General features: G+C 46.7%; 21 protein-coding genes and 1 pseudogene. 4 read left to right on the top strand and 18 right to left on the bottom strand.

Annotation, left to right across the window (positions count from 1 at the left end):
* Window positions 1-8 precede the first annotated feature (8 nt).
* On the top strand, window positions 9-911 hold the full coding sequence (locus A8L45_RS04580) for a LysO family transporter (RefSeq protein ID WP_068899709.1): 903 nt from the start codon (window positions 9-11) through the stop codon (window positions 909-911).
* 81 nt (window positions 912-992) lie between these two features.
* On the opposite strand, the gene ptsG is transcribed toward A8L45_RS04580, so the two are convergent.
* The 14 genes and pseudogenes from ptsG to yceD all read right to left on the bottom strand — a co-directional run bounded on the left by ptsG (window position 993) and on the right by yceD (window position 13479).
* Window positions 993-2414, bottom strand: coding sequence for a PTS glucose transporter subunit IIBC (ptsG, locus tag A8L45_RS04575; protein WP_068899707.1), 1422 nt, complete (start codon window positions 2412-2414; stop codon window positions 993-995).
* Between the two features lie 467 nt (window positions 2415-2881).
* Window positions 2882-3658, bottom strand: coding sequence for a TatD family hydrolase (locus tag A8L45_RS04570; protein ID WP_068899704.1), 777 nt, complete (start codon window positions 3656-3658; stop codon window positions 2882-2884).
* Window positions 3659-3819: 161 nt separating this feature from the next.
* A complete protein-coding gene (gene holB, locus A8L45_RS04565) occupies window positions 3820-4785 on the bottom strand; it encodes a DNA polymerase III subunit delta' (protein WP_068899870.1) in 966 nt (321 codons plus the stop codon).
* Complete coding sequence (gene tmk, locus A8L45_RS04560) at window positions 4775-5407, bottom strand: dTMP kinase (protein ID WP_068899703.1); 633 nt, start codon at window positions 5405-5407, stop codon at window positions 4775-4777. Before tmk ends, holB begins: the two co-directional genes overlap by 11 nt.
* Window positions 5404-6417: an endolytic transglycosylase MltG gene (gene mltG / locus A8L45_RS04555; RefSeq protein ID WP_068899701.1), complete on the bottom strand. Its 1014-nt coding sequence runs from the start codon at window positions 6415-6417 to the stop codon at window positions 5404-5406. Before mltG ends, tmk begins: the two co-directional genes overlap by 4 nt.
* Window positions 6411-7220: an aminodeoxychorismate lyase gene (gene pabC / locus A8L45_RS04550; RefSeq protein ID WP_068899699.1), complete on the bottom strand. Its 810-nt coding sequence runs from the start codon at window positions 7218-7220 to the stop codon at window positions 6411-6413. The genes mltG and pabC overlap by 7 nt, the downstream gene beginning before the upstream one ends.
* Before the next feature lie 87 nt (window positions 7221-7307).
* On the bottom strand, window positions 7308-8546 hold the full coding sequence (gene fabF / locus A8L45_RS04545) for a beta-ketoacyl-ACP synthase II (protein WP_068899697.1): 1239 nt from the start codon (window positions 8544-8546) through the stop codon (window positions 7308-7310).
* A 97-nt stretch (window positions 8547-8643) separates the two neighbouring features.
* On the bottom strand, window positions 8644-8877 hold the full coding sequence (acpP, locus tag A8L45_RS04540; protein WP_068899694.1) for an acyl carrier protein: 234 nt from the start codon (window positions 8875-8877) through the stop codon (window positions 8644-8646).
* 157 nt (window positions 8878-9034) lie between these two features.
* The gene (gene fabG / locus A8L45_RS04535) at window positions 9035-9769 is read right to left on the bottom strand and encodes a 3-oxoacyl-ACP reductase FabG (protein WP_068899691.1); all 735 of its coding nucleotides are present in this window, start codon (window positions 9767-9769) and stop codon (window positions 9035-9037) included.
* A 59-nt stretch (window positions 9770-9828) separates the two neighbouring features.
* The gene (fabD, locus tag A8L45_RS04530) at window positions 9829-10752 is read right to left on the bottom strand and encodes an ACP S-malonyltransferase (RefSeq protein WP_068899689.1); all 924 of its coding nucleotides are present in this window, start codon (window positions 10750-10752) and stop codon (window positions 9829-9831) included.
* Between the two features lie 12 nt (window positions 10753-10764).
* Window positions 10765-11733 carry a beta-ketoacyl-ACP synthase III gene (locus A8L45_RS04525; RefSeq protein ID WP_068899687.1) on the bottom strand — a complete coding sequence of 323 codons (969 nt, stop codon included), beginning with the start codon at window positions 11731-11733 and terminating at the stop codon, window positions 10765-10767.
* Between the two features lie 5 nt (window positions 11734-11738).
* Window positions 11739-12763, bottom strand: a pseudogene (gene plsX, locus A8L45_RS04520) (phosphate acyltransferase PlsX).
* A gap of 9 nt (window positions 12764-12772) precedes the next feature.
* Window positions 12773-12943: a 50S ribosomal protein L32 gene (rpmF, locus tag A8L45_RS04515; protein WP_068899683.1), complete on the bottom strand. Its 171-nt coding sequence runs from the start codon at window positions 12941-12943 to the stop codon at window positions 12773-12775.
* A 5-nt stretch (window positions 12944-12948) separates the two neighbouring features.
* Window positions 12949-13479: a 23S rRNA accumulation protein YceD gene (gene yceD, locus A8L45_RS04510; RefSeq protein WP_068899681.1), complete on the bottom strand. Its 531-nt coding sequence runs from the start codon at window positions 13477-13479 to the stop codon at window positions 12949-12951.
* Between the two features lie 266 nt (window positions 13480-13745).
* On the opposite strand from yceD, the gene A8L45_RS04505 reads away from it, so the two are divergent.
* On the top strand, window positions 13746-14336 hold the full coding sequence (locus A8L45_RS04505; RefSeq protein WP_068899679.1) for a Maf family protein: 591 nt from the start codon (window positions 13746-13748) through the stop codon (window positions 14334-14336).
* 138 nt (window positions 14337-14474) lie between these two features.
* On the opposite strand, the gene A8L45_RS04500 is transcribed toward A8L45_RS04505, so the two are convergent.
* Together A8L45_RS04500 and rluC are read right to left on the bottom strand one after the other, a co-directional pair.
* On the bottom strand, window positions 14475-15131 hold the full coding sequence (locus A8L45_RS04500) for an HAD family hydrolase (protein WP_083228200.1): 657 nt from the start codon (window positions 15129-15131) through the stop codon (window positions 14475-14477).
* Window positions 15132-16079 carry a 23S rRNA pseudouridine(955/2504/2580) synthase RluC gene (gene rluC, locus A8L45_RS04495; RefSeq protein ID WP_068899677.1) on the bottom strand — a complete coding sequence of 316 codons (948 nt, stop codon included), beginning with the start codon at window positions 16077-16079 and terminating at the stop codon, window positions 15132-15134.
* 433 nt (window positions 16080-16512) lie between these two features.
* On the opposite strand from rluC, the gene rne reads away from it, so the two are divergent.
* Together rne and A8L45_RS04485 are read left to right on the top strand one after the other, a co-directional pair.
* On the top strand, window positions 16513-19785 hold the full coding sequence (rne, locus tag A8L45_RS04490) for a ribonuclease E (protein ID WP_432416288.1): 3273 nt from the start codon (window positions 16513-16515) through the stop codon (window positions 19783-19785).
* Between the two features lie 265 nt (window positions 19786-20050).
* Entirely contained in the window at window positions 20051-21607 is a 1557-nt protein-coding gene (locus tag A8L45_RS04485) for a SulP family inorganic anion transporter (RefSeq protein ID WP_068899673.1), read from the top strand.
* A 47-nt stretch (window positions 21608-21654) separates the two neighbouring features.
* On the opposite strand, the gene A8L45_RS04480 is transcribed toward A8L45_RS04485, so the two are convergent.
* A complete protein-coding gene (locus A8L45_RS04480; RefSeq protein WP_068899672.1) occupies window positions 21655-22647 on the bottom strand; it encodes a WD40 repeat domain-containing protein in 993 nt (330 codons plus the stop codon).
* 149 nt (window positions 22648-22796) lie between these two features.
* Window positions 22797-23480, bottom strand: a complete 684-nt coding sequence (locus A8L45_RS04475; protein ID WP_068899670.1) for a helix-turn-helix transcriptional regulator — start codon at window positions 23478-23480, stop codon at window positions 22797-22799.
* Window positions 23481-23505 lie beyond the last annotated feature (25 nt).

Here is a 23505-nt window from a genome sequence, read left to right as displayed (position 1 = left end):
AGAGATCAATGTTTCCCGATGTTCTAACGATTTTTATACCTCTTGTGTTCGGTTATCTGCTGAAAGTGAAAGGTGAAAAAAGGGTTGATTTTATAAGTAAATCGACGTCACGCCTCGTTTTTTTCATTTTAGGCTTAATGGGATTAAGCCTCGCATCACTTGATAACCTTGGACAGAATGTTGGACAAATTCTTATTCTTGCGGCCGTTTTCTTCGTCTGTATAGGAGGAATGAACTTACTTACGCTACCAATTCTTGACCTGATATGGAAAACAGAAACATCAGATCAGCACCAAAACCTCCCTCTGCACAAGATGGTATTTGAATCGCTAAAACTGGTAGTCGTTGTTGGTCTTGGCCTGATCATTGGCCTTACTTTTAACCTCAACTTAGGTTGGGTAGACAAGGCCAGTGAGTACATCCTGCTGTTACTGCTATTTCTGATCGGTATACAGCTTAGGAATAGTGGCATGACACTGAAACAGATTGTGCTCAATAAAAAAGGCATGGCGTCAGCGACTGTTGTTGTCTTTTCATCACTGTTTGGCGGGATAGTGGGTGCCCTCATCCTCGATATTCCGATCAATCATGGACTGGCGATGGCTTCAGGGTTTGGATGGTACTCTTTAGCAGGGATATTAATGGGCGACGGACTGGGCCCAATATACGGCGGTGCATCTTTTTTACTTGAGCTATCACGCGAAATGGTCGCTCTAGTACTGATACCCATCCTGATCTCTCGATACACCATTACAGCAATCGGTTACGGCGGAGCAACCTCGATGGATTTTACTTTACCTGTGATTCAGAGCTCGGGCGGTATTCGCTGTGTGCCTATTGCAATCGTGAGTGGCTTTATTCTGAGCCTTCTGGTTCCCGTTTTAATGTTGTTTTTCTTATCATTTGGATAACGCCGACCCTCTCTTAATTTATATCACCTCATTGATGAGAAAAGAGGAGAGCATTCGCTCTCCTCTCTCAATTGCGTCGGACTATCCGTTATTTCTTATCCATTCATCCATATCAGACTTCAGATTATCCGATTTTGTACCAAAAATAGCTTGAACACCGCCGCCAGCAACAACAACTCCGGCCGCACCAAGCTTCTTAAGTCTGTCTTGGTCCACTTTATCAACGCTGTCGACCGACACCCGAAGGCGCGTAATACATGCATCAAGTGCCGTAATATTCTGCTTACCGCCAAATGCCATCACGAGATCTTTCGCCATTTCTGACTCTGACACTGCACCAACCTCAGATTTTTCTTCATCTTCTCGGCCAGGAGTTTTCAGATCCATCGCCGCGATAACAACACGGAAAACGATGTAGTAAACAACCGCATAACCCAAACCAAATAGCACCAGCTCAAACATCTTGTCCGCATTTGGAGACTGAACAACGAAATCAATGAAACCATTTGAGAAAGTATGGCCGTGAACAATACCGAAGTAGTTGGTGATTACGTAGGCCAGACCCGCCAGTAGTGCGTGAATAACGTAAAGCACTGGAGCAATAAACAGGAATGAGAACTCAATAGGTTCAGTAATACCTGTCAGAAAAGAAGTGAAGGCTGCTGATATCATGATACCGCCGACTTTTGCACGGTTTTCAGGCTTAGAAGAATGCCATATAGCAAACGCAGCTGCTGGCAAGCCAAACATCTTAAATAAATAGCCACCTGCAAGTTGACCAAAACCATTTCCAGCAGCACGTGATGCGTCATCAGCCGTCAGGAAACAAGTCATAATACCGTGAGCTACTTCACCGGATTTATTTACACAGGTACCTGCATCAGTAAAGAAAGGCACGTTCCAGATGTGGTGAAGCCCGAAGGGAATAAGTGCGCGTTCAACGAGGCCGTAAATACCGAAGGCAGTCACTGGATTCTGGTTTGCAGCCCAATCAGAAAAACTGGCAATCCCACTACCGATCGGAGGCCAGATGACTGACAGCACAAGAGCGAGTGCAATAGAACAAAAACCGGTCATGATGGGAACAAAGCGTTTTCCGGCAAAAAAGCCCAGATAGTCTGGGAGTTGAATACGGAAAAAGTTATTAAATGCCCAACCTGCAACACCACCAACGAGAATGCCACCTAATACGCCAGTATTAACGTCGGTACCTGCAACCATGTTAAGGGTTGCGGACATGATACCGTATCCCACAATAGCAGAGAGGCCTGCCACACCATCATTGTTGGTAAAGCCAAGCGCAACACCGACAGCAAATAACAGAGGCAGTTGTTCAAAAACAGAGCCTCCCGCTTTTTCCATAACATGAGAAGCAATTTCAGGTAGCCAGCTGAAATTAGCGGCTCCGACGCCAAGTAAAATGCCCGCAACAGGCAGTACAGAGACCGGAAGCATCAAGGCTTTACCGACTTTTTGCAGGTTAGCAAACAGGTTTTTAAACATGTTTGACTCCTAATTAGAGTTAGAATTTTGACCTTTTGTTCTTTTGTAGGGGAAAGAACACCGTTTAAAGCCAGCAAAGTGAATACTCTTTCGTTGTCTCGCTCAGAAAAAATTGTCAAAAAAGAAGCTACTTGCCGTAACTTGCTGCCCTCTAGACAAAAAATTCCGATGTGATGATGATCAGGCTCAAAACGAAAGCGCAAAAAATGTTCACTATAACTGTCATTACATCCAAAAACATGGACTCAGTCGCAAACTATATAGAGGGATTCAGAGGCAGACAAGGCCGAATGGCGAAAGATGAAACTTACAGGTAAAAGATCACGACTATTAGCCATCAATGTTAAAAATATGCAGTAAATTGCACATAATTATGTTCTGAAAATAAGTATCGCGTATCTTCCAAAATAAAAAAGCCAGTCATATCGCCTGGCTTCTTATGTTTTTCGATTATTTTTTAGACGATATTATCGTTTGGCTCCACCAAACAAGGTGAAGAAGTTATTTGTAGTAGCTTCTGCCACTTTCTCTATCGTCGTGCCCTTAAGACTTGCAATGTAAGCTGCTACTTCTCGGGTATAAGCTGGCTGATTTTGCTTTCCTCGATGAGGGACAGGTGCAAGATAGGGGGAATCGGTTTCAACCAGCAGTCGTTCAAGTGGTAGTCGACGAACAACCTCTTTGAGCTCCTCCGCCTTATTGAAAGTCACGATCCCTGAGATTGAGATATAAAATCCAAGCTCTATTGCTGCTTCCGCCATTTCTAAACTTTCCGTGAAGCAATGAAGCACACCGCCCACTTTCTCTGCTCCCTCCTCACGTAAGATACGCAAGGTATCTTCTCTCGCCATGCGGGTATGGATGATCAATGGTTTGTTCAACTCAACGGCCAAACGGACATGATGGCGGAAGATATCCTGCTGTTGCTCAGCAAGCTCAGGCTGATAATGGTAGTCGAGACCAGTTTCACCAATTGCTACCACACGTTCATCGGAAGCCAGTTCTTTCAATTTACTGAAATCAAAGCCCTGCTCAATATCCAGTGGATGGACACCACAGGATGCAAACACATTAGGAAACGGTTTAATCATTTCCATCATCGCAGGAAAACTGCTCAGGGTGACACCTACAGATAGGAAATAGTCTATTCCACGCTCCTGTGCCTTACTCAATACATCAGCAACATCCTGATGCTGCTTTTCATAGTCCAGTTTGTCGAGATGACAATGTGAATCAACTAACACCTTAATACTCCGGTATCTCTATCAGACTGATATTTCTTCTATTCTGAACAATCATTAGCGGCCATCCAGACGATTGACAACTGAAACATCAGTTTTCTGATTCGTTCTCTTTTTAAATGTCTGTTTCACCGCGTTAAGCAGCGCGTTTTTTTGTTATGCGCTTACGTGTCAAACTGACTAAGCCACTGACTGATCATCAGTTCACGGTTGAGGCCACTACTTCTGCTCATATCGGCTGTCAGCTTGTTTAATGATGCTAACTGAGCCATCACCAATCCGGGGCGCAATAGTCCTGACAATCTTTGTAGCTCACTGGTCATATCGCTATGAATGATCCCAGTCTGGCTGCCCTGTTGATACTTAAGTATGTCCAGTAACAGAAAACTCAACCATTTCAGTCCATCCTGCTCCGCCTTTACGACAAGATCAGTGACGGTAAAGAGCCCCTGTTTGTTTGCAAGGTATTCGCAAAGTGCGAGGATAAGCTTTTGATGTTTTACAAGATCACCAGACTCGATAAACTCTTTTGCCGCCAAGGGAGCCCCCCGGTTGAGCCGAACAACCTGCAAAGGCACTGACTCGCAAAGTTCAGCTTCGACCCAACGTCTTACAGTATGCTCTTCAGGCAGATTAGCCTTCCACTTATTGCAACGACTCACAATAGTCGGTAACAAGCGGTCGATTGCATCTGTCATTAGAATAAATTGGCAACCTGAAGGCGGCTCCTCCAAGGTTTTTAATAACGCATTGGCGGCAGCCTCACCCAGTAACTCTGCACCATCAACCAAAATAACCCGAGCACCGCCCAGTTGAGAAGTTTCCCAAGCGTAATGGTTGGTTTGCCTGACGGCATCTACACCAATTTGCTTACCTTTGGTTTCAGGCTTGAGTACGTGCAGATCCGGATGATTTCCCGCTTCAAACAACTGACAGCTATGGCAGCTATCACAGGGTTCGGTCACTGCATTTTTACACAGAACTGTTTTAGCCAGCATAGCAGCCAACGCCATACGGCCACTCCCCTCTGGTGCGGCAAGCAGCAAGGCATGGTGCAAACGCGATACATCAAGCAATTGCTTCCATTGCTGCCACATCTCTTGCTGCCAGGGATAGATATCAGTCAGCATGTCTGAGCCACTCAGATAACGCTGCATCAATATCTGCTGCAACTTTCTCTATACCTTGCGATGCATCGATAATAGCAACGCTGTCATCACTGTTTGCCAACTCTAAATAGCGCTGTCTCGCACGCTGGAAAAAGTCGATTTTATTTTGCTCAATACGGTCCAGCTCCCCTCTTGCTTTGGCTCGGGTCAAGCCAATGGTGGGATCTATGTCCATATAGAGGGTAAATGCAGGGCGAAAGTCGCCCAGAACCATATCTCTCAGTTTCAGCATCAACGCTGGAGAAAAACCTCGACCACCGCCTTGATAGGCCTGTGAGGACATATCATGGCGGTCACCGACCACCCATTTATTATTTGCCAGAGCAGGTTTAATCACGTTATCGACAAGCTGAATACGAGCCGCATACATCAGCAACAGTTCTGCCATGTCTGTCACTGGTTCGTCGTCGTGCCCTTCTTTCACTAAGGTACGCATTCTCTCAGCCAACGGCGTACCACCCGGTTCGCGAGTTTGCTCAATATCCGCAATACCTGCCGCATTCAATGTGGCAATGACCTGCTTGATCGCAGTGGTTTTTCCTGCCCCTTCGAGGCCTTCTACAACAATAAATTTAGCGTTCATTTTTTTCTTTGAATTCGAATGAGTTTTTTCACTGCCCGATTATGTTCTGACAGTGTCTTTGAAAATGTATGCCCACCTGTGCCATCAGCAACAAAGTAGTAATAAGGTGTTTTTACAGGATTTGCAGCAGCAAGTATTGAGGCTGCTCCCGGCATAGCAATAGGTGTTGGGGGTAACCCACGAATAACATAGGTGTTATACGGTGTTTTTTCCCGAAGATCCTTTTTGGTGATGTTTCCTTTGTAACGCTCACCCATACCGTAAATCACTGTTGGATCGGTTTGTAAGCGCATACGTTTGTTCAATCGGTTAGCAAACACCGACGCCACTTTCGCTCTCTCGTCGCTAACTGCGGTTTCCTTTTCAACGATTGATGCCAGAGTCAACAGTTCATACGGTGTTTTCACAGGTAATGATGCTTGTCTGTTACTCCATGCTGCATCAAGGGTCTTCTGCATTTCGTCGGCCGCTCTTTTCAAAATAGACAGCTCAGACTGACCTGCAACGAAGTTATACGTTTCTGGCAGTAGCATGCCCTCAATGTTGTCGACCTTCAATTTAAGCGCTTTGACCAACTCAGCCTCTGACAATTGCTGAGTATCATGTTTTAAATTATCGGTTGAAGCCAGTTGCTTTTTCCATTCGCTAAAGCGGCTGCCCTCAACGAAAGTGATCGAGAATTGATGCTCTTTTCCTTTCCTAAATACTGCAAACGTATCTGCGAGGGTCATGCCCGGTTTGATCTGGTATGTTCCCACTTTCACTCGCGCAAGTTCAGGATAGCGTTTCACAGCCCAACGAGCCCATGGCGATGATTCGACTAACCCTGACTCATTTAGATATTTGAGCATTTTATTAAAATGCGCGCCCTCTGTGACTGTGATTAATTCAGGCTGCTCAAGGTTAAGAGGAGTTGAGACAAAAAGATCGATCTGCTTTACGCTCCAGGCGGCAACACTGACAGTGGCAACAACAGACAATAACAATAATATAGCGATTTTCTTTAGCACGCTTTCAACCTCTTACCAATCAACTCCAATGCTTCCCTACTTGTAAAGGTGTAACTGTCACATTGATTGACTGGAATTATCCCCATCAAGGTGTTCGTAATGAAAACTTCATCAGCATGCTCAAGCACTGACGGTTCAGCTTCCACCTCATTGATCTCATATCCGCATTCTTTTGCGCACTTTGTAATATGCATCTTCATTATGCCCTCGACCCCAGCACAACTTAATCGAGGCGTAAAAAGCGTATTCTTCACCCGCCAAAAAAGGTTGGATGCTGTTGTCTCAACCATGGCTCCCTGCATGTCACAGACTATACCGTCTTCCACATTGAGCTCATCAAGTTCAGCCTTGGCAATAACTTGTTCGAGTCGATTGAGGTGTTTAATACCTGCCAAAGGCGAATGACCTAACCGTGAGCGAAGGACAGCCAGCTGAATGCCTTTTTTTGCCCATATTTCGTAATGCTGCGGAAAAGTACTGCTCGTTATCAATACGTTAGGCTTTGAGCATCCTTTAGGACTGTATCCTCTCCCACCAGAGCCTCGGGTGATCATCACCTTGAGCACAGCTTTCTCTTCTTGTATATCAGCACAGGCTTTTTTTACCCAGTCATTAAGGTCTTTCCATTCTTGAAATGGGATCGCCAGTGCCTTAACTGCATTTTCCAGTCTGGCTTGATGCGATGGCCAGTATTGTGGTTTTCCATCAATCAAGAGAGCGGTAGTGAAGCAACCATCCCCGTATTGCAGACCGCGGTCAGCAATTTCTATCTGCTGGGTATTAATACCGTTCAGCAATACCATGATTATCCTTTCAACAAGCGATTTAATTCCATATAACAAAAAACGGCCCGATAGGTCGTATCGGGCCGTTTATTTTACCAGATGCTATCAGATTTTTTTAAAAATCAACGAGCCGTTAGTTCCACCGAAACCAAAAGAGTTACATAAAGCATATTCCAGCTTCGCATCTCTTGCTTCGTTAGGAACGTAATCAAGATCACATCCATCATCTGGATTTTCGAGGTTAATCGTCGGCGGCACAGCTTGGTCAACCAGTGACATCGCTGTGATAATTGCTTCTACAGAGCCCGCTGCACCCAACAAGTGACCTGTCATCGATTTCGTTGACGATACCAGAGTACGGTCAGCTGCTTCACCGAGTGCGAGGCGTATCCCTTTAGTTTCAGCAACATCGCCTGCTGGCGTTGATGTGCCATGCGCATTTACATAACCAATCAATGATTGATCAATACCTGCGTCACGAATGGCTGCTTTCATTGCCAGTGCACCGCCAGAACCATCCTCACTCGGGGATGTCATATGGTAAGCATCGCCACTCATACCGAAGCCGACTAACTCACAATAAATATTGGCACCACGCGCTTTAGCGTGCTCGTACTCTTCCAGTATCATGATGCCCGCGCCATCACCGAGAACAAAGCCATCACGGTCTTTATCCCAAGGGCGAGAGGCAGCTTCTGGATCATCATTTCGAGTTGATAATGCTTTTGCTGCTGCAAAACCACCCATGCCTAACTCTGTTGATGCTTTTTCTGCACCACCTGCAACCATGGCATCAGCATCACCATATGCGATCATACGCGCCGCATGGCCTATGTTATGAAGACCGGTTGTACAAGCGGTTGAAATAGCAATATTCGGCCCACGCAGACCATAATTAATCGATACGTGACCCGCTATCATATTCACGATAGTCGAGGGCACAAAAAATGGGCTGATCTTACGAGGCCCTCTCTCTACGTGTGCTTTGTGGTTTGCCTCAATAAGACCCAAACCACCGATACCTGAGCCAATCGCAACGCCAATGCGATCAGCGTTCTGTTCTGAAATCTCCAGACCTGAGTCTTTCAACGCCTGGACACTGGCAGCGATGCCGTACTGGATGAAAAGATCCATCTTACGAGCATCTTTCTTTGAAAGGTATTCTTCGCAGTTAAAGTCGTTTACCAAACCAGCAAAACGGGTCGCAAATGCACTGGTATCGAAGTGTTGAATATTCTCAATACCACTTTGGCCCGCTAACAGCGCTTTCCATGATGATTCAACGTTGTTACCTACAGGGGACAGCATACCCATACCAGTGACAACAACACGACGCTTAGTCACGATGATTTTCTCCGGAGATTGTTATTGATTGAATTTTTCTTAGTGCCAAAAACAACACAGGCGGTCAAAATGACCGCCTGATATGAACATGCCTCAATTATTGAGCGCTGTTCACGTAGTCGATAGCTGCTTGAACAGTAGTGATCTTCTCAGCTTCTTCGTCTGGAATCTCGGTATCGAACTCTTCTTCCAGAGCCATGACCAGCTCTACAGTATCCAGAGAGTCAGCACCCAGGTCATCAACAAATGAAGCTTCATTTTTCACTTCAGCTTCTTCTACGCCCAGTTGCTCAACGATAATTTTTTTAACGCGTTCTTCAATGTTGCTCATATTAATACTAGTCCTTACAAGATTCGCAGATGCGATATGTGCAGTAGTTTATTCAATAACGTGGAAGTTGCAACACCCCAAATGCTGGTCAAACCACGATTTGGTCAGTAATCGTCCGTAGTTTGAACTTCGTCATCGAGAGTTGCAACTCAAACGGTTAAATCATGTACATCCCACCGTTAACATGCAGCGTTTCGCCTGTTATGTAGGCAGCATCGTCTGATGCTAAAAATGCTACAGTTGCCGCAATTTCGCGCGGTTCTCCAAGCCTACCAGCCGGAACCTGAGACAAAGTCGCCGCGCGCTGGTCGTCATTCAATGCGTCAGTCATATCGGTCGCAATGAAACCAGGGGCTACAGTATTTACGGTAATGCCTCGCGATGCAACCTCACGAGCCATTGATTTAGTAAAACCTACTACACCTGCTTTGGCTGCTGCATAATTTGCCTGCCCTGCATTACCCATAGTGCCGACGACGGAACCAACGTTGATGATGCGTCCCTTACGCTTTTTCATCATTGCACGCAGCACTGCCTTGGACATGCGGAAGATAGAGGTCAGGTTCGTATCCATGATATCCTGCCACTCATCTTCTTTCATTCGCATGAGAAGATTGTCTTTGGTGATACCCGCATTGTTCACCAGTATATCAATATCACCAAACTCATCTTTGATGGACTTCAACACCGCTTCAATGGATTCAGGTGAAGTGACATTCAACGCGAGGCCTTTGCCCTTATCACCAAGGTAATCACTGATTGCTGCAGCACCGCCCTCAGACGTAGCCGTACCGATAACAGTTGCGCCGCGCTCTACAAGAACTTCTGCAACTGCGCGGCCAATGCCACGACTCGCGCCAGTGACCAGTGCAATTTTTCCATCTAAGTTCATTTTCCGTTATTCCTCTTTATCAGCAGTTTGGTATTTTTTCCAAACCGCAAAAAATCCTGTTACTTTGCAGCGTCTAGGCTGGCAGTATCGTTGACAGCTGATGCACTCAGCTTGCGATCGATGCGTTTTGCAAGACCTGTCAATACTTTACCAGGCCCCATTTCTAGCAACGTCTCAACACCTTGTTCTGCCATTGCTTCAACGCTCTCAGTCCAACGAACCGGGCCATGAAGCTGGCGCACCAAAGCATTTTTAATGGCATCAGGGTCAGTTTCCATCGCCACATCCGCATTGTTTATGACAGGGATAGATGGTGATTGGAAGGACACTTCTGCCAGAGCTACTGCCAATTTCTCTGCAGCTGGCTTCATCAGAGCGCAATGAGAAGGTACAGAAACAGGAAGCGGCAAGGCGCGTTTAGCTCCCGCTTCTTTACACAATACATTGGCACGCTCTACTGCATCTTTATTGCCTGCAATGACAACTTGACCCGGAGAATTAAAGTTGACAGGTGAGACAACCTCACCTTGCGCAGCCTCTTCGCAAGCTTTAGCAATAGCGTTATTATCCAAACCGATAATCGCTGACATTGCACCGACGCCGGCTGGTACAGCCTCTTGCATGAGTTTGCCACGCAACTCCACAAGCTTCACCGCTTGTTTGAAGTCGATAACGCCTGCACAGACTAATGCTGAATACTCACCAAGGCTATGCCCAGCGAGCACAGATGGCTGCTCAAGACCCTGCTGGTTCCACACACGCCACACTGCAACTGACGCCGTCAGCAAAGCAGGCTGGGTACGATGTGTCTCATTGAGGTCGGCTTCTGGACCATTTTGTACCAGTGCCCACAGGTCATAGCCCAGTACATCAGAAGCTTCAGCGAATGTTTCTTTCACTACATCATAGTGCTCAGCAAGATCTGCCAGCATACCGACAGCCTGAGAGCCTTGACCGGGAAAAACTACTGCAAATTTGGACATTTACTGTTCCTTTTAAAACTTAACTAACGCCGAGCCCCAGGCAAAACCACCGCCAAAGGCTTCGAGCAGCAACGTTTGACCACGTTGAATACGACCATCTCGGACAGCTTCATCCAGTGCAGTTGGCACAGAAGCCGCCGACGTATTGCCATGCCTGTCCAAGGTGATAACCACCTGGTCCATTGGCATACCCAGTTTTTTAGCGGTCGCTTTAATGATTCGATAATTTGCCTGATGAGGAACCAACCAGTCAATTTCTGACTTCGCCATTTGATTGGCATCTAACGTTTCAGACACAATGTTCGCAAGCTGAGTCACAGCAACTTTGAAAACATCATTGCCGGCCATCTCCAGAAAATAGGCATCTTCAGTCGGCGAGTTTTTCTTGATGCGGGTTGGCGTTCTTAGGTTGAGTAGTTTGCCGTACTTACCGTCAGCATGAAGGTGTGTTGACAACACTCCTTGTTTTTCTTCTGTTGCAGACAGCACCACGGCACCCGCACCATCGCCGAAGATAATAATGGTAGATCTGTCTTCTGGGTCACAGGTATGCGACAGGCGATCAGAGCCGATCACCAAGACATTAGATGCCATACCAGACTTAACATACTGATCAGCAACACTCAGCGCATAAACGAAGCCAGAGCATGCTGCGGCGATATCAAATGCCGGACAACCACTGATCTCCAACATATCCTGAATTTCACAGGCAGCCGCAGGAAACGCTTGTTCACCGCTGGTTGTCGCAACCACAATAAGATCAATATCCTGCTTATCAATACCAGCCATATCAATCGCGCGGCGTGCGGCCTCATAGCCCATCAAAGCTACGGTCTCATCATCCCTGGCTATGCGACGTTCTTTAATACCTGTCCGTGTGGTTATCCACTCATCGCTGGTATCTACCATTTTTTCCAAATCCGCATTGGTACGGATCGCTGCAGGCAAATAGCTGCCTGTTCCTGAAATCTTACTGAACATGAAGTTTAAATGTGCCTCTCGAGTAATACGGCTTCTAAACGGTCACTTATTTTTTTTGGTAATTGCCGTTCGATTTCGTGTACTGCTTCTGCAATTGCGTGCTTAAAGGCAGCGACATCTGCTCCGCCATGGCTTTTTACCACGATACCGCGCAATCCTAGCAGACTTGCGCCATTATACTGGTCGGGGTTCAGGTGTTTCAGTGCCATTAATTGTTCACCAAACAGCCATTTGGCGATCAATTTCTTTATAGGATGAGAAAACAAGGCATCTTTCAACTTCCCTAAAAATAATCTGGCCACACCCTCGCTGGTTTTTAGAGAGACATTTCCAACGAAGCCGTCACAGACTATAACGTCAGCATTGCCAGTAAATAGCTGATCGCCCTCAACATATCCGACATAATTAACCGATTGGCTTTGCTGCAGCATTTCAGAGCAGCGTTTTACCAAATCATTACCCTTAATTTCCTCTTCTCCAATGTTGAGTAATGCCACTTTGGGCTGTCTTTCCATTTGCTCTTCAGCAATCACAGCACCCATAACAGCAAATTGAAAAAGAGTGTCGGCATCGACAGACACGTTCGCGCCAAGATCAAGTAACCACACCGCATCGCCATACATATTTGGCAGGGCAGAGACCAAAGCAGGTCGATCAACGCCTGGTAATAATTTGAGGAGGTATTTAGACAGTGCCATTAACGCACCCGTGTTACCGGCACTGACGCAAGCATCGGCTTTATTGTCAGCGACGAGTTCAAGTGCAACTCGCATTGAACTGCCTTTGCTGTTTCTTAAAGCCTGAGAAGGGCGTTCGTCATTGCCAATGTTGGTGTCAGCATGAACAATAGAAAGACGGGGATGGTCTGGCTGACCAAGTTGTTTGAGTTGGTTGACGATGAGATCATTGTCACCGACAAGAATGATTTTTAACGATGGATAATGCAACAATGCCTGCACGGAGGCAGGCACTGTTACCTGAGGACCGAAGTCCCCACCATCGCATCAAGTGCAATGGTAAGACCAGTCAAGGCTCAACCTTACTTGTTGATAACCTTGCGGCCACGGTAGAAACCGTCTGCAGTCACGTTGTGACGCAGGTGAGTTTCACCAGAAGTTGCATCTACAGATACTGCTTCAGTACCCAGTGCATCGTGTGAACGACGCATACCACGCTTAGAACGGGTTTTACGGTTCTGTTGTACGGCCATTGACCCTACTCCTCGTTACTTTGCTTTAAGTTTTTCAAAACGGCAAATGGATTCGGACGCTCATCAGCAAGTGGGATTTCCCCATAAACCATGTTTTCAGAATCGATTTTACAATCTTCTTCTTCGTGCATAGCAACCTGCGGCAAAGCCACAATCAGTTCGTCTTCGACGAGCTGAATAAGGTTAATCTCACCATTTTCGTCGACTATCGCCGGCTCATAAGCATCCGGTAAATCGCCAGCCTGATCTTCATTGAAAATCGGACTATATAAAAATTCAATGTCATAACGATGTGCGAAATTCCCCCAACAACGTTGACATTCAAGTTCCACTTCAACTGTTGCGTTGCCGCTAACAATTTTGAGGCCTTGAGCATCTACATCGAATGAGAGTTTTACGCCTGCATCGCTGATCACACCTTCAGTTGCCTCTGCAAGTCGCTCCAGCTGCGCGGCTACAATGATACCATCATAGTCGAGTCGCTTTTGCGCACTGCGATACGGGTCAACCGTTAGCGGTAGCTTTACCTTTTGCATAGGGCGCGAATATTAGCCTTCAAACCGGCCTGAGTCAAAGGAAATTACACCATAAATGCGACTCTCAGAGACCCAAGCTTTGATAAAGTTAAATTTGGTTACTTTCTGCACAACAGCGACTTAGCAAAGCTTGCATCAGGAAATCCTGCTTTGTATCGCGATTAACCAACTGTGTGCAGTTGATCGCCAAACACCTCGAAACGAACAGTGTATGACATTACACTGTCATCTGCCTATCACTAATCGACTTTGTGAGTATTTATCCTATGTCTCAACCACTGGTTTTAGCCTCTGGCTCCCGTTACCGCGCTTCATTGCTGGCAAAAATTCAATTGCCTTTCATCACTCAATCTCCAGATATAAATGAAACACGACATGAAAGCGAAGACGCGCAAACATTAGTTGCAAGGCTGTCAATGGAAAAAGCAACCGCCTGTCAGGAAGCTAACAACGATGCTCTTATCATTGGCTCTGATCAGGTCTGTGTCGTTGATGGGGAAGTACTGGGTAAGCCGCATACGGAGGAGAATGCAGTTGCGCAATTACTCGCGGCCTCGGGTAAAAAGGTGACTTTTTACACCGGGCTCACATTACTAAATTCTCGTACTGGCACCTACCAGACAGATGTAGAGCCTTTCCATGTTCACTTTCGGGTTCTGACACCCGACGAGGTAGAAAACTATATCAAGCTTGAGCAGCCGCTCGACTGTGCCGGGAGTTTTAAATCTGAGGGGCTGGGTATCACTTTGTTCGATCGACTGGAAGGACGTGACCCCAACACCTTAGTGGGACTGCCAATCATCAGACTCTGTGAGATGCTGAGAAACGAGGGGGTTTCAGTGCTGAACCATAGATAATAAGCGTCGGTATGTAAGTAGAGTCTTATCCGTCTAATGCCCGGCATACCAGTAAAGAGAGTCGGCCCCTTTACTGGTAAAAAAGAGCTTGCAAAGACATTGCCTGTGGAACCCTGCTCAGGGAGTTTAGAATCAACACTAAGCGATCAATTCCCGAAGGTCGTCAACCAGAGCCACGGGGCCATAGGAAGACAATGTTTGTCGGTCTGACACGCCGTAGGTTACCCCGATAGCATCGATTCCGGCATTTTTTGCCAGCAGCATATCGTGGTGACTATCACCAACAAGCACCGCAGACTCTTTATCGCACTTCAGTTCTTCAAGGAGCTGTTCAATCATTAGCGGATCAGGTTTAGAAGCCGTCTCATCTGCAGACCGCGTCGCATCAAACGTATTACTCAAACTCACCAAAGCCATATCGCGCTTCAACCCTTCCCGCTTCTTTCCGGTCGCCACTGCCACCAGACAGCCCTCATCCTTCAGCTTGTTAATGATAGGAATAGCGCCGGGAAACAAGGGTTTCGATAACGCATCGTCATTGAGGAAAAAATGACGGAAGGTTTGCAATAGACGCTGATGCTCGTCATCGCTCGCCAGTGGATAAAGCTGCCTAAAGGCGACTTCAATACTCAGACCTATGGTTGCTTTGAATGCCTCATCAGAGTGATGAGGCAAATGCGGCATGCTGTCCGCCGTATTCCTGAAACTGGCGATAATTCTTGGGACCGAATCCATCAAGGTCCCATCCCAGTCAAAAATCACCAGCTTATAAGCTTTCAGCACGTCTTCCTTCATTTACAGCGTTTTCCTTAATCCTTGTAACGTTTTTTCCAGTTGGCCGTCCATCTTGGCTGAGATGTCCATCAGCTCTCCGTTTGCCGGGTGGGAGAACTTAATGTTTGCTGCATGCAGGAATAATCTGCCAAGACCGAACTTTTTAGTGTAAGCATCAAAGCGCGGATCGCCGTATCTGTCATCCCAAGCCAGAGGATGCCCTGTATACTGCGCATGAACCCTGATCTGGTGTGTCCTGCCTGTTATCGGACTGGCTTGAACCAGCGTCGCTTGCTCGAATTTTTCCATTATTTTGAAGCGTGTTTCTGATGCTTTGCCGTTAGGATTAACCCTGACAATGCTGTTCACTTCATTTTTTAACAGCGGCGCAGTGACCTTTTTACACGACGCTTTCCAACTTCCCATCACCAATGCGAAATAATATTTCTGCACTATTTTTTCACGAAACTGAGCCTGCAAATGGCGGAGAGCAGAACGTTTTTTAGCGATCAACAGAATACCAGAAGTATCTCGATCAATCCGGTGAACCAGCTCGAGGAATCTGGCATCAGGCCTCAATGCTCTGAGTGCTTCAATTGCACCAAAATGAAGACCGCTGCCACCATGAACGGCTGTTCCTGATGGTTTGTTGAGCACTAGGATGTGATCATCCTCAAAAATAATACATTTTTCTAACTCGGCAACTTTTTCGAGTTTTGTGCTGGGAGCAGCAGCCTTTGTCGACTCTGGAATCTTAATGGGTGGCAGACGAATTACGTCTCCTTCCTGTAACTTATATTCGGGTTTTATACGTTTTTTATTAACTCGCACCTCTCCTTTACGGAGAACGCGATAAATCATACTTTTAGGGACGTTTTTAAGCCTATTTCGGAGAAAGTTATCAATCCGCTGGCCTGCAATGTCATCAGAAATATCGATGAATTGCACTTTTGGTTTATCTGTATTCATAGCCGATAATAGTATCACGGTGATAAAGGAGTTTGCTGCAAAAAAGTGTCCCTGTTATAGTTGCGCCTTAACGCACAAAAGTTTCAGGCTTTTTTGCAAAGGGTGACTAAAATATCACCAGATTAGGTAAGTAAATACCGTTTATTCGTTTCGCAGCACAGGCGTAAGACGCGACAAAATAAACATGCGTTAGTTTGTTGGCATGATTTGAGAAATGCCAGTGTTCAAAGACTAGCTCCCAGGAGGAGATCCAACTGAGTAAATCGGTGCAAACGTTTTTTCCGTGTCAGTTGGTCGAAAGTAATGCCCTAGAGCACCCCTGAATCCCAGCCGTGAGGTTGCATCCATTTCAGACTTGGGGTCCGGCAGCATTGCGTGTTTATCACGTCACCGACAACTAATAACAACGACAAATAATCGAGAATAAATATTTATGAAAAGAATGTTGATCAACGCAACTCAAAAAGAGGAGTTGCGCGTCGCATTAGTTGACGGTCAGCGGCTTTATGACTTGGACATTGAAAGTCCGGGCTTTGAATCAAAAAAGGCGAATATCTACAAAGGACGCATTACTCGTATCGAGCCAAGTCTAGAAGCAGCGTTTGTCGATTACGGTTCAGAAAGACACGGTTTCCTTCCCCTCAAAGAAATTGCTAAAGAGTACTTCCCAAGCAACTATACCTACCAAGGCCGACCAAACATCAAAGAGGTGTTAAAAGAAGGTCAGGAAGTTATCGTTCAGGTTGACAAAGAAGAACGTGGCAACAAAGGTGCTGCGCTGACTACGTTTGTCTCTCTGGCAGGAAGTTATCTGGTACTGATGCCAAACAACCCTCGTGCTGGCGGTATTTCACGTCGTATCGAAGGTGAAGAGCGCAGTCAGTTGAAAGAGGCGATGTCCGGCCTTGAGCTACCACAAGGAATGGGATTGATTGTCCGCACCGCAGGTGTAGGCAAATCTGCTGAAGAACTTGAGTGGGACTTAAAAGTACTGCTCAATCATTGGAACGCGGTCAAAGAAGCGGCAGACGCAAACCCTGCTCCATTCCTGATCCATCAGGAAAGCAACGTTATCGCCCGCGCTATCAGAGACTATCTTCGTCGTGATATTGGCGAGATCCTCATTGACAGCGAAAAAGTGTTTGGCCGTGCAAAAGACCATATCCAATTGGTTCGTCCTGACTTCATCCAGCGTGTAAAACGCTATGAAAGCGACGTACCTCTGTTCAGTCACTACCAAATTGAAAGCCAGATAGAATCTGCGTTCCAACGTGAGGTACGTCTACCTTCCGGTGGTTCTATTGTCATTGACCCAACTGAAGCACTGACCTCAATTGATATCAACTCAGCCCGAGCAACGAAAGGCTCTGATATTGAAGAGACGGCCCTGCAAACCAACCTTGAAGCAGCGGATGAAATTGCTCGTCAGTTGCGCTTGCGTGACCTTGGTGGTCTTGTCGTCATTGACTTCATTGATATGACCCCTGTTCGTCATCAGCGTGAAGTTGAAAACCGTCTGCGTGAAGCTGTCCGAATGGACCGTGCCCGCGTTCAAATTGGTCGTATTTCCCGCTTTGGTTTGCTTGAGATGTCTCGCCAGCGCCTGAGTCCGTCTCTGGCTGAAGCAAGCCACCATATCTGTCCGCGTTGTACAGGAACAGGTGTGATCCGTGATATTGAATCTCTGTCGCTGTCTATCCTTCGATTGATCGAAGAGGAGGCACTTAAGGAGAACACCGGACAGGTCATGGCTATAGTACCTGTTGCGGTCGCATCATACCTGCTCAATGAAAAACGTCGTTCAGTCCAGCATGTTGAAAAACACCATGATGTACGTGTCGTCGTTGTACCGAATTCAGAAATGGAAACGCCACATTTCGAGGTAGTTCGAGTTCGTTCTGGTGATGAGAACGCAACACTGTCTTATCAGCTGCCAAAACAACTGGAAGATATCCGCGAAGCGGAAGCTAAGGAAGAAACTCAGACAGCCGCGCCTGTTCGAAAACGTGAAGAGCCTGTTCTACAAGGTTTTGCTGCACCTTCTTCTCCGGCCCCTGTTGCGCAGCAAGCATCTCACTCTAAGGCTTCAGCATCGGATAAACCGGGTCTGCTGCAACGATTCATTTCGTTCATTGGTAAGTTCTTTACACCGACCGAAGAGACGCAAGAAAGCCGTACTGAACAAAAAGGCAGAAACCAATCTCAACATCGCCAGGAAGGTCAGGGAAATCGCCGAAACCGCAGACCACAGCGCGATGGCGAACGTAATGAGCGTAAACGCCGCAATGAGCGTGGCGACAAATCCGATCGCAAGGCAGCTGCCGAGCATCAGGGTGAGAAACAGAATAAACGCCAAAATCGCAAACCGAACGAAAAGCCTGACCGTCAACGCAAACAGCGACAGCCAAGAGAAGAGCTGGAAGAGCAAAAGGCGCTGAGAGCGGATAAGCAGGCTAAAGCGACCAAGCCAGTTAAACCAGCTAAAGACGAAAACACTGAAAAAGCAGCAGTAGAAAAAACTGAGAAGGTGAAACAGCGTCGTCAGCGCCGTAAGCTCAATAAGAAAGTACGTGTTGATTCAAACTCGGCTGGTAATAACGCTGCTGAACAACAGGTTTCACCGCTACAAACAATAGGTGAAGCGGTAGCAGCAGATGCGAAAGCGGTTAAACAACCTCGTCATGAAAATGGTGATCAGCCAGAGCGTGATGGACAGCGCCGTAACCGTCGCTCTCTACGTCATCTCCGTGCGAGCGGTCAACGACGTCGTAACCGTGACTCAGCGACAACTGAACAGAGCCTTGAACAGTTGGAGAATATGGAGTCCACCGTCAGTGTGATCACCAAGCCTAAAGCACCAGTTCTGGCGTCAGGTGTGGCATCTCCAGAAATGGCAATGGGCAAAGTATGGCCATCACGGACTGTTTCTGTTTCCGCCGACATTAGCGAGAAACCAGCGGACAAAGCTGAAGCAACAGAGAACGTTGAAGCAAATGTAGAAACTGCTTCTGCGCAGGTTACACTTGGCGGTGTTGCAGCACCTGAAGTGGCAATGGGTAAGGTTATTGTTTCAAGAGACCTGACTCAGGCAGATGCGCCTAAGGCAGAAGAGCTGGCAGAGACAGAGACGCTGATTGAGGTTAATCCTGTTGAACCTGTGACTGAGAAACAACCAAAGCCTGTCACTCAAGCTGAAGTTGTTGAGAGTAACGACAATACAAATGCTGAGGCTATCGATGAAGACGCTCCAGAGGCCGATGATAGTGCCATTGAGACGGAGCAACAAGCAACCAAGGAGTCAGTCACTGAAGCCGCTTCTGCTGAAGTTGAAGAGCAAGGAACGGTTGAAGTTTCAGAGCAAGCGACGGTTGAAGTATCACAGACAGTAGCTGAACCCGTAGTCGAGGAAGCGCCTGAAGACACTGCTGAGGTTGTTGCTGCGGCAGCCGTAACTGCTAGTGAAACAGCAGTGAAGGTTGAAACGTTCGCAGATGTTTCGTTCAACACTGATGCGGCAAAACCTTTATACGGCAGCAAGTCAGTGACAGCGCCAATGGCAAAAGCACCGGCACCAGCGATCACCGCTGAGCCAATTCAGCTTGCTGTGGCAACGTTTAAGCCGTCTGCTCAGCCGTCAAAACAGGCTGGCAGTCAAACGGCAACAAGCCGCTCACAGGCACCTGCGACAAAGCCTGAATACTGCTAATAAATAGCACCTATTGGTGACCAAAGAGCCATGTAAAGCATGGCTCTTTTTTTATACCTTTTAGAAAAAGACGAGATTTACAGCAGATTTGACTATCTGGCCAATGACTGAAAATTCTCACTAACGCTATGAGAAAGTACATTGATTAGCCAGAAACATTGAAGGCTGTAACAGAATTAGTGTAGTATCCGGTGCTTTGTAATCATCAAGCCCCAAGAGCTTAATGTTCATTTAACACACCAATAACAAGTTAAAAGCGATCACAATGTTTGAATTTCCTCAGATTTCACATCAATCGGTCAAGAACGATGTGCTGTCCGGTTTAACCGTGGCACTCGCACTTGTACCAGAAGCCGTCGCATTTGCGTTTGTCGCCAGTGTTGATCCAATGGTGGGGCTTTATGCCGCTTTCATAATGGGCTTGCTGACTGCAATTCTCGGCGGCCGCCCGGGTATGATTTCCGGCGCAACCGGTGCCATGGCTGTCGTCATGGTTAGTCTGGTCATTGACCATGGCGTACAATACCTCTTCGCCGCAGTTTTACTGACTGGCGTGCTTCAAATCGTTTTCGGTATTTTCCGATTGGGTAAGTTTATCCGTATGGTGCCTCACCCTGTCATGATTGGATTCGTAAACGGCCTTGCTATTGTCATTTTCCTTGCCCAGCTCGGACAGTTTAAAGTCCCTGATGCGTCTGGTGCCCTGCAGTGGCTGGAAGGCAGCCAAATGGCACTGATGCTGGGTCTGGTCGGTATCACCATGGCGATTATCCATTTTCTGCCTAAAATAACCACGGCAGTGCCCTCTTCATTAGTCGCCATTATTTTTGTCACTCTGGCTGTGGTCGGTCTTGACCTGGATACCCGCACTGTGGTCGATTTTCTGCGTTCAATGAGTGGCAATCCTGAAGCCACGCTGGCTGGTGACCTCCCGTCATTTGCTTTCCCTGAAGTACCGCTGACACTGGACACTCTTTATATCATCCTTCCATATTCTCTGATTCTGGCTGCTGTTGGCCTGATAGAATCATTGCTGACGTTAACCGTTGTCGATGAGATGACTGGTACACGTGGTCGTGGTAACCGCGAGTGTGTCGGTCAGGGTGTTGCCAATATGACCTGCTCTGTCTTTGGTGCGATGGGCGGATGCGCAATGATTGGCCAGTCTATGATTAACATCAATTCTGGTGGCCGTGGTCGATTGTCTGGCATCACTGCTGCTCTAGCACTGCTCGGCTTTATTCTTTTCGCCTCTTCGCTGATTGAAATGATCCCCTTGGCTGCGCTGGTTGGTGTGATGTTCATGGTGGTAATTGGTACCTTCGAATGGGCAACTTTCAAGCTGGCCCGCCGTGTACCTAAACGCGATTTCTTTGTCATTGTACTGGTTACAGGTGTCACAGTGATCACTGATTTGGCGGTTGCGGTTCTGATTGGTGTAATAGTGTCAGCACTGATGTTCGCCTGGGAACACGCTAAACACATTTATGCTGCCAGCCACACCAACGCACAAGGCTCTAAGATTTACGAAGTGAATGGGCCGTTATTCTTTGGCTCTGTTGCCAACTTCCTTGAGTTGTTTGATGCTCAGAATGACCCAAGCGATGTGATTGTTGATTTTGCCAATTCCCGAGTGGCTGACCACTCAGCAATCGAGGCAATTGAAACGCTGGCTGAGCGTTACAACAAAGCGGGCAAAACATTGCACCTGCGTCATTTGAGCCAAGATTGTCATGCATTACTGACCAAAGCCGGAAGCCTGGTTGAAATAAACCATATTGAAGATCCGACCTACAAGGTTGCGACTGACGTACTGGCCTAAGCCATAAAGAAAAAAGCGAGCTCATTGCTCGCTTTTTTTATTTCCTTTCACTGAAGACTGGCAGTTACCAGAGGCTTCACATCCCAGCTTTCTAATACTCCTTCGGTACTGATACTGTATAGATGGTTGCTGTCAGACATCTCAATATCCAGTATTCTCACTTCATCATCTGAGTCAGTGATTTTCCAAGACATCACTTCCTTACCTTTGTTCTCATTCCAACCCGTAATTTCTGATTTAGATGAGGCCGTGATCAGTATCGGTGCACCTTCAACAAAGATCGCTTTCTTAAACCATTTGAAGCGTTTGCTGTAAGACAGATTCGATGGTGCTTTACTGGCATCAAGATGGATTATCCGCTGCTTTTTCATCACTCCCGAGGCAAAAAAGCGCTCAAAGCTCCGGTCAACGGCAAGACTGCTAATACTGTGGTCAAACTTATATTGCTCCTGAACCTTACCATTAGCCAGTAACCAGTGTTTCACTAAACCGTCATCTGCTGCAGTGATCACTGATACTCCATCTGGGCTGAAATATAGGTGATTAACAGATTTGTTATGGACAGTGAGGGTCTTTGTATTACCTGATGATAAGTTCATGGCAGTCACAGAACCATCAGAAAAACCTGCTATCAGGCTCTGACTTTTCATTGATATCGCCAACCCTCTTATTTTTGCCATAGGGTGGATACCTGACAATATGTGCTCTGCTAACTTTTCTCCAGTCGCTATATCCCAGAAAAATACCTGTCGGGCATTGGCTGCCACTAATGTGGAATTATCCTCAGATATCAACAAACTGACAATTTGACCTCTAAACGTGCCGGATGCGATGTCCAACACCTTGGCTTTAAGGGTATTTTCCCAGACCTGAATATTCTGTGATGACGTCACCAACGCGGTCAAATTGCCATCCGCAGAAAGTAAAGCCTGTTCAACCGGGGAATCAGTTAACTGAATACGATTGACTGATTTTATGCCTTCGTCATTACCACACCCTGCGAGTAAGACGATGATTAGTGCACACACATACTTTCGCATGGTTTCCTTACCAAAGATTAAGATATTCACGATCATGAAGCGGCAGGACGTAGAAATAATCGAGAGAACTCTGACAATCCCTACTCTTTTTTTGAAGTAGGATCTGATTTTGGTCTAACTGCAGTCACAATAACATCACACACAAAACGCTAGATAGTGCGATAGCGCTGCAGATAATGTCGGAGGGATTTACTTTCCGATTGTTCAAAGTTTCTTTGAATCACGCATAAGGCAGAGATACGATCCAGCCTAAAACTTCGATAATCATCCCGAAGTTCACACCAGCCAACCAACGTCCAGACTTTGCCCCAGAAAACCTGCCCTAATGGCTGCACACGCCGTTTTGTTGCAATGCCATCGCCAGATAAGTAATCAAACGCAATTACCTGTCGGGAATCGACCGCCTTACGAATCGTCTCACCCACTGCAGCGAACTCTGTCTCAATATGAAAGTCTGGTACCAATACAGGAATGGTCTCGAGTTGACGTTTGAGATGTTCAGGTAAGACTGACTGTATTTTGTCTGACGCAGAGGTCGCAGCTTTCGCCAGCCCTTTGTCAGACCATGCTCGTACCATCTTCATGCCAACCTCTAGTGCCATTACCTCCTCTTCGTTAAACATTAACGGCGGGAGGTGAGCTTTTTTATCGAGCAGATACCCCACTCCCGCCTCTCCGGTGATTGGCACACCGGAGAGTTGTAGTGATTGAATATCCCGATAAATCGTGCGCTCGCTGACATCCATCGCTTCAGATAGCACTTTGGCTGTCACAGCGTAACGCCGGGCACGCAACAAAGTCAGTAACGCGAAAAGTCGTTCCGATTTACTCACTGTCTGTTACCACTCTTTTAGGTCC

Source organism: Veronia pacifica (genome assembly GCF_001707825.1).
GTDB lineage: Bacteria > Pseudomonadota > Gammaproteobacteria > Enterobacterales > Vibrionaceae > Veronia > Veronia pacifica.
The sequence above is the reverse complement of the archived record's forward strand: the minus strand, read 5'-3'. Positions and strand labels throughout refer to the sequence as shown.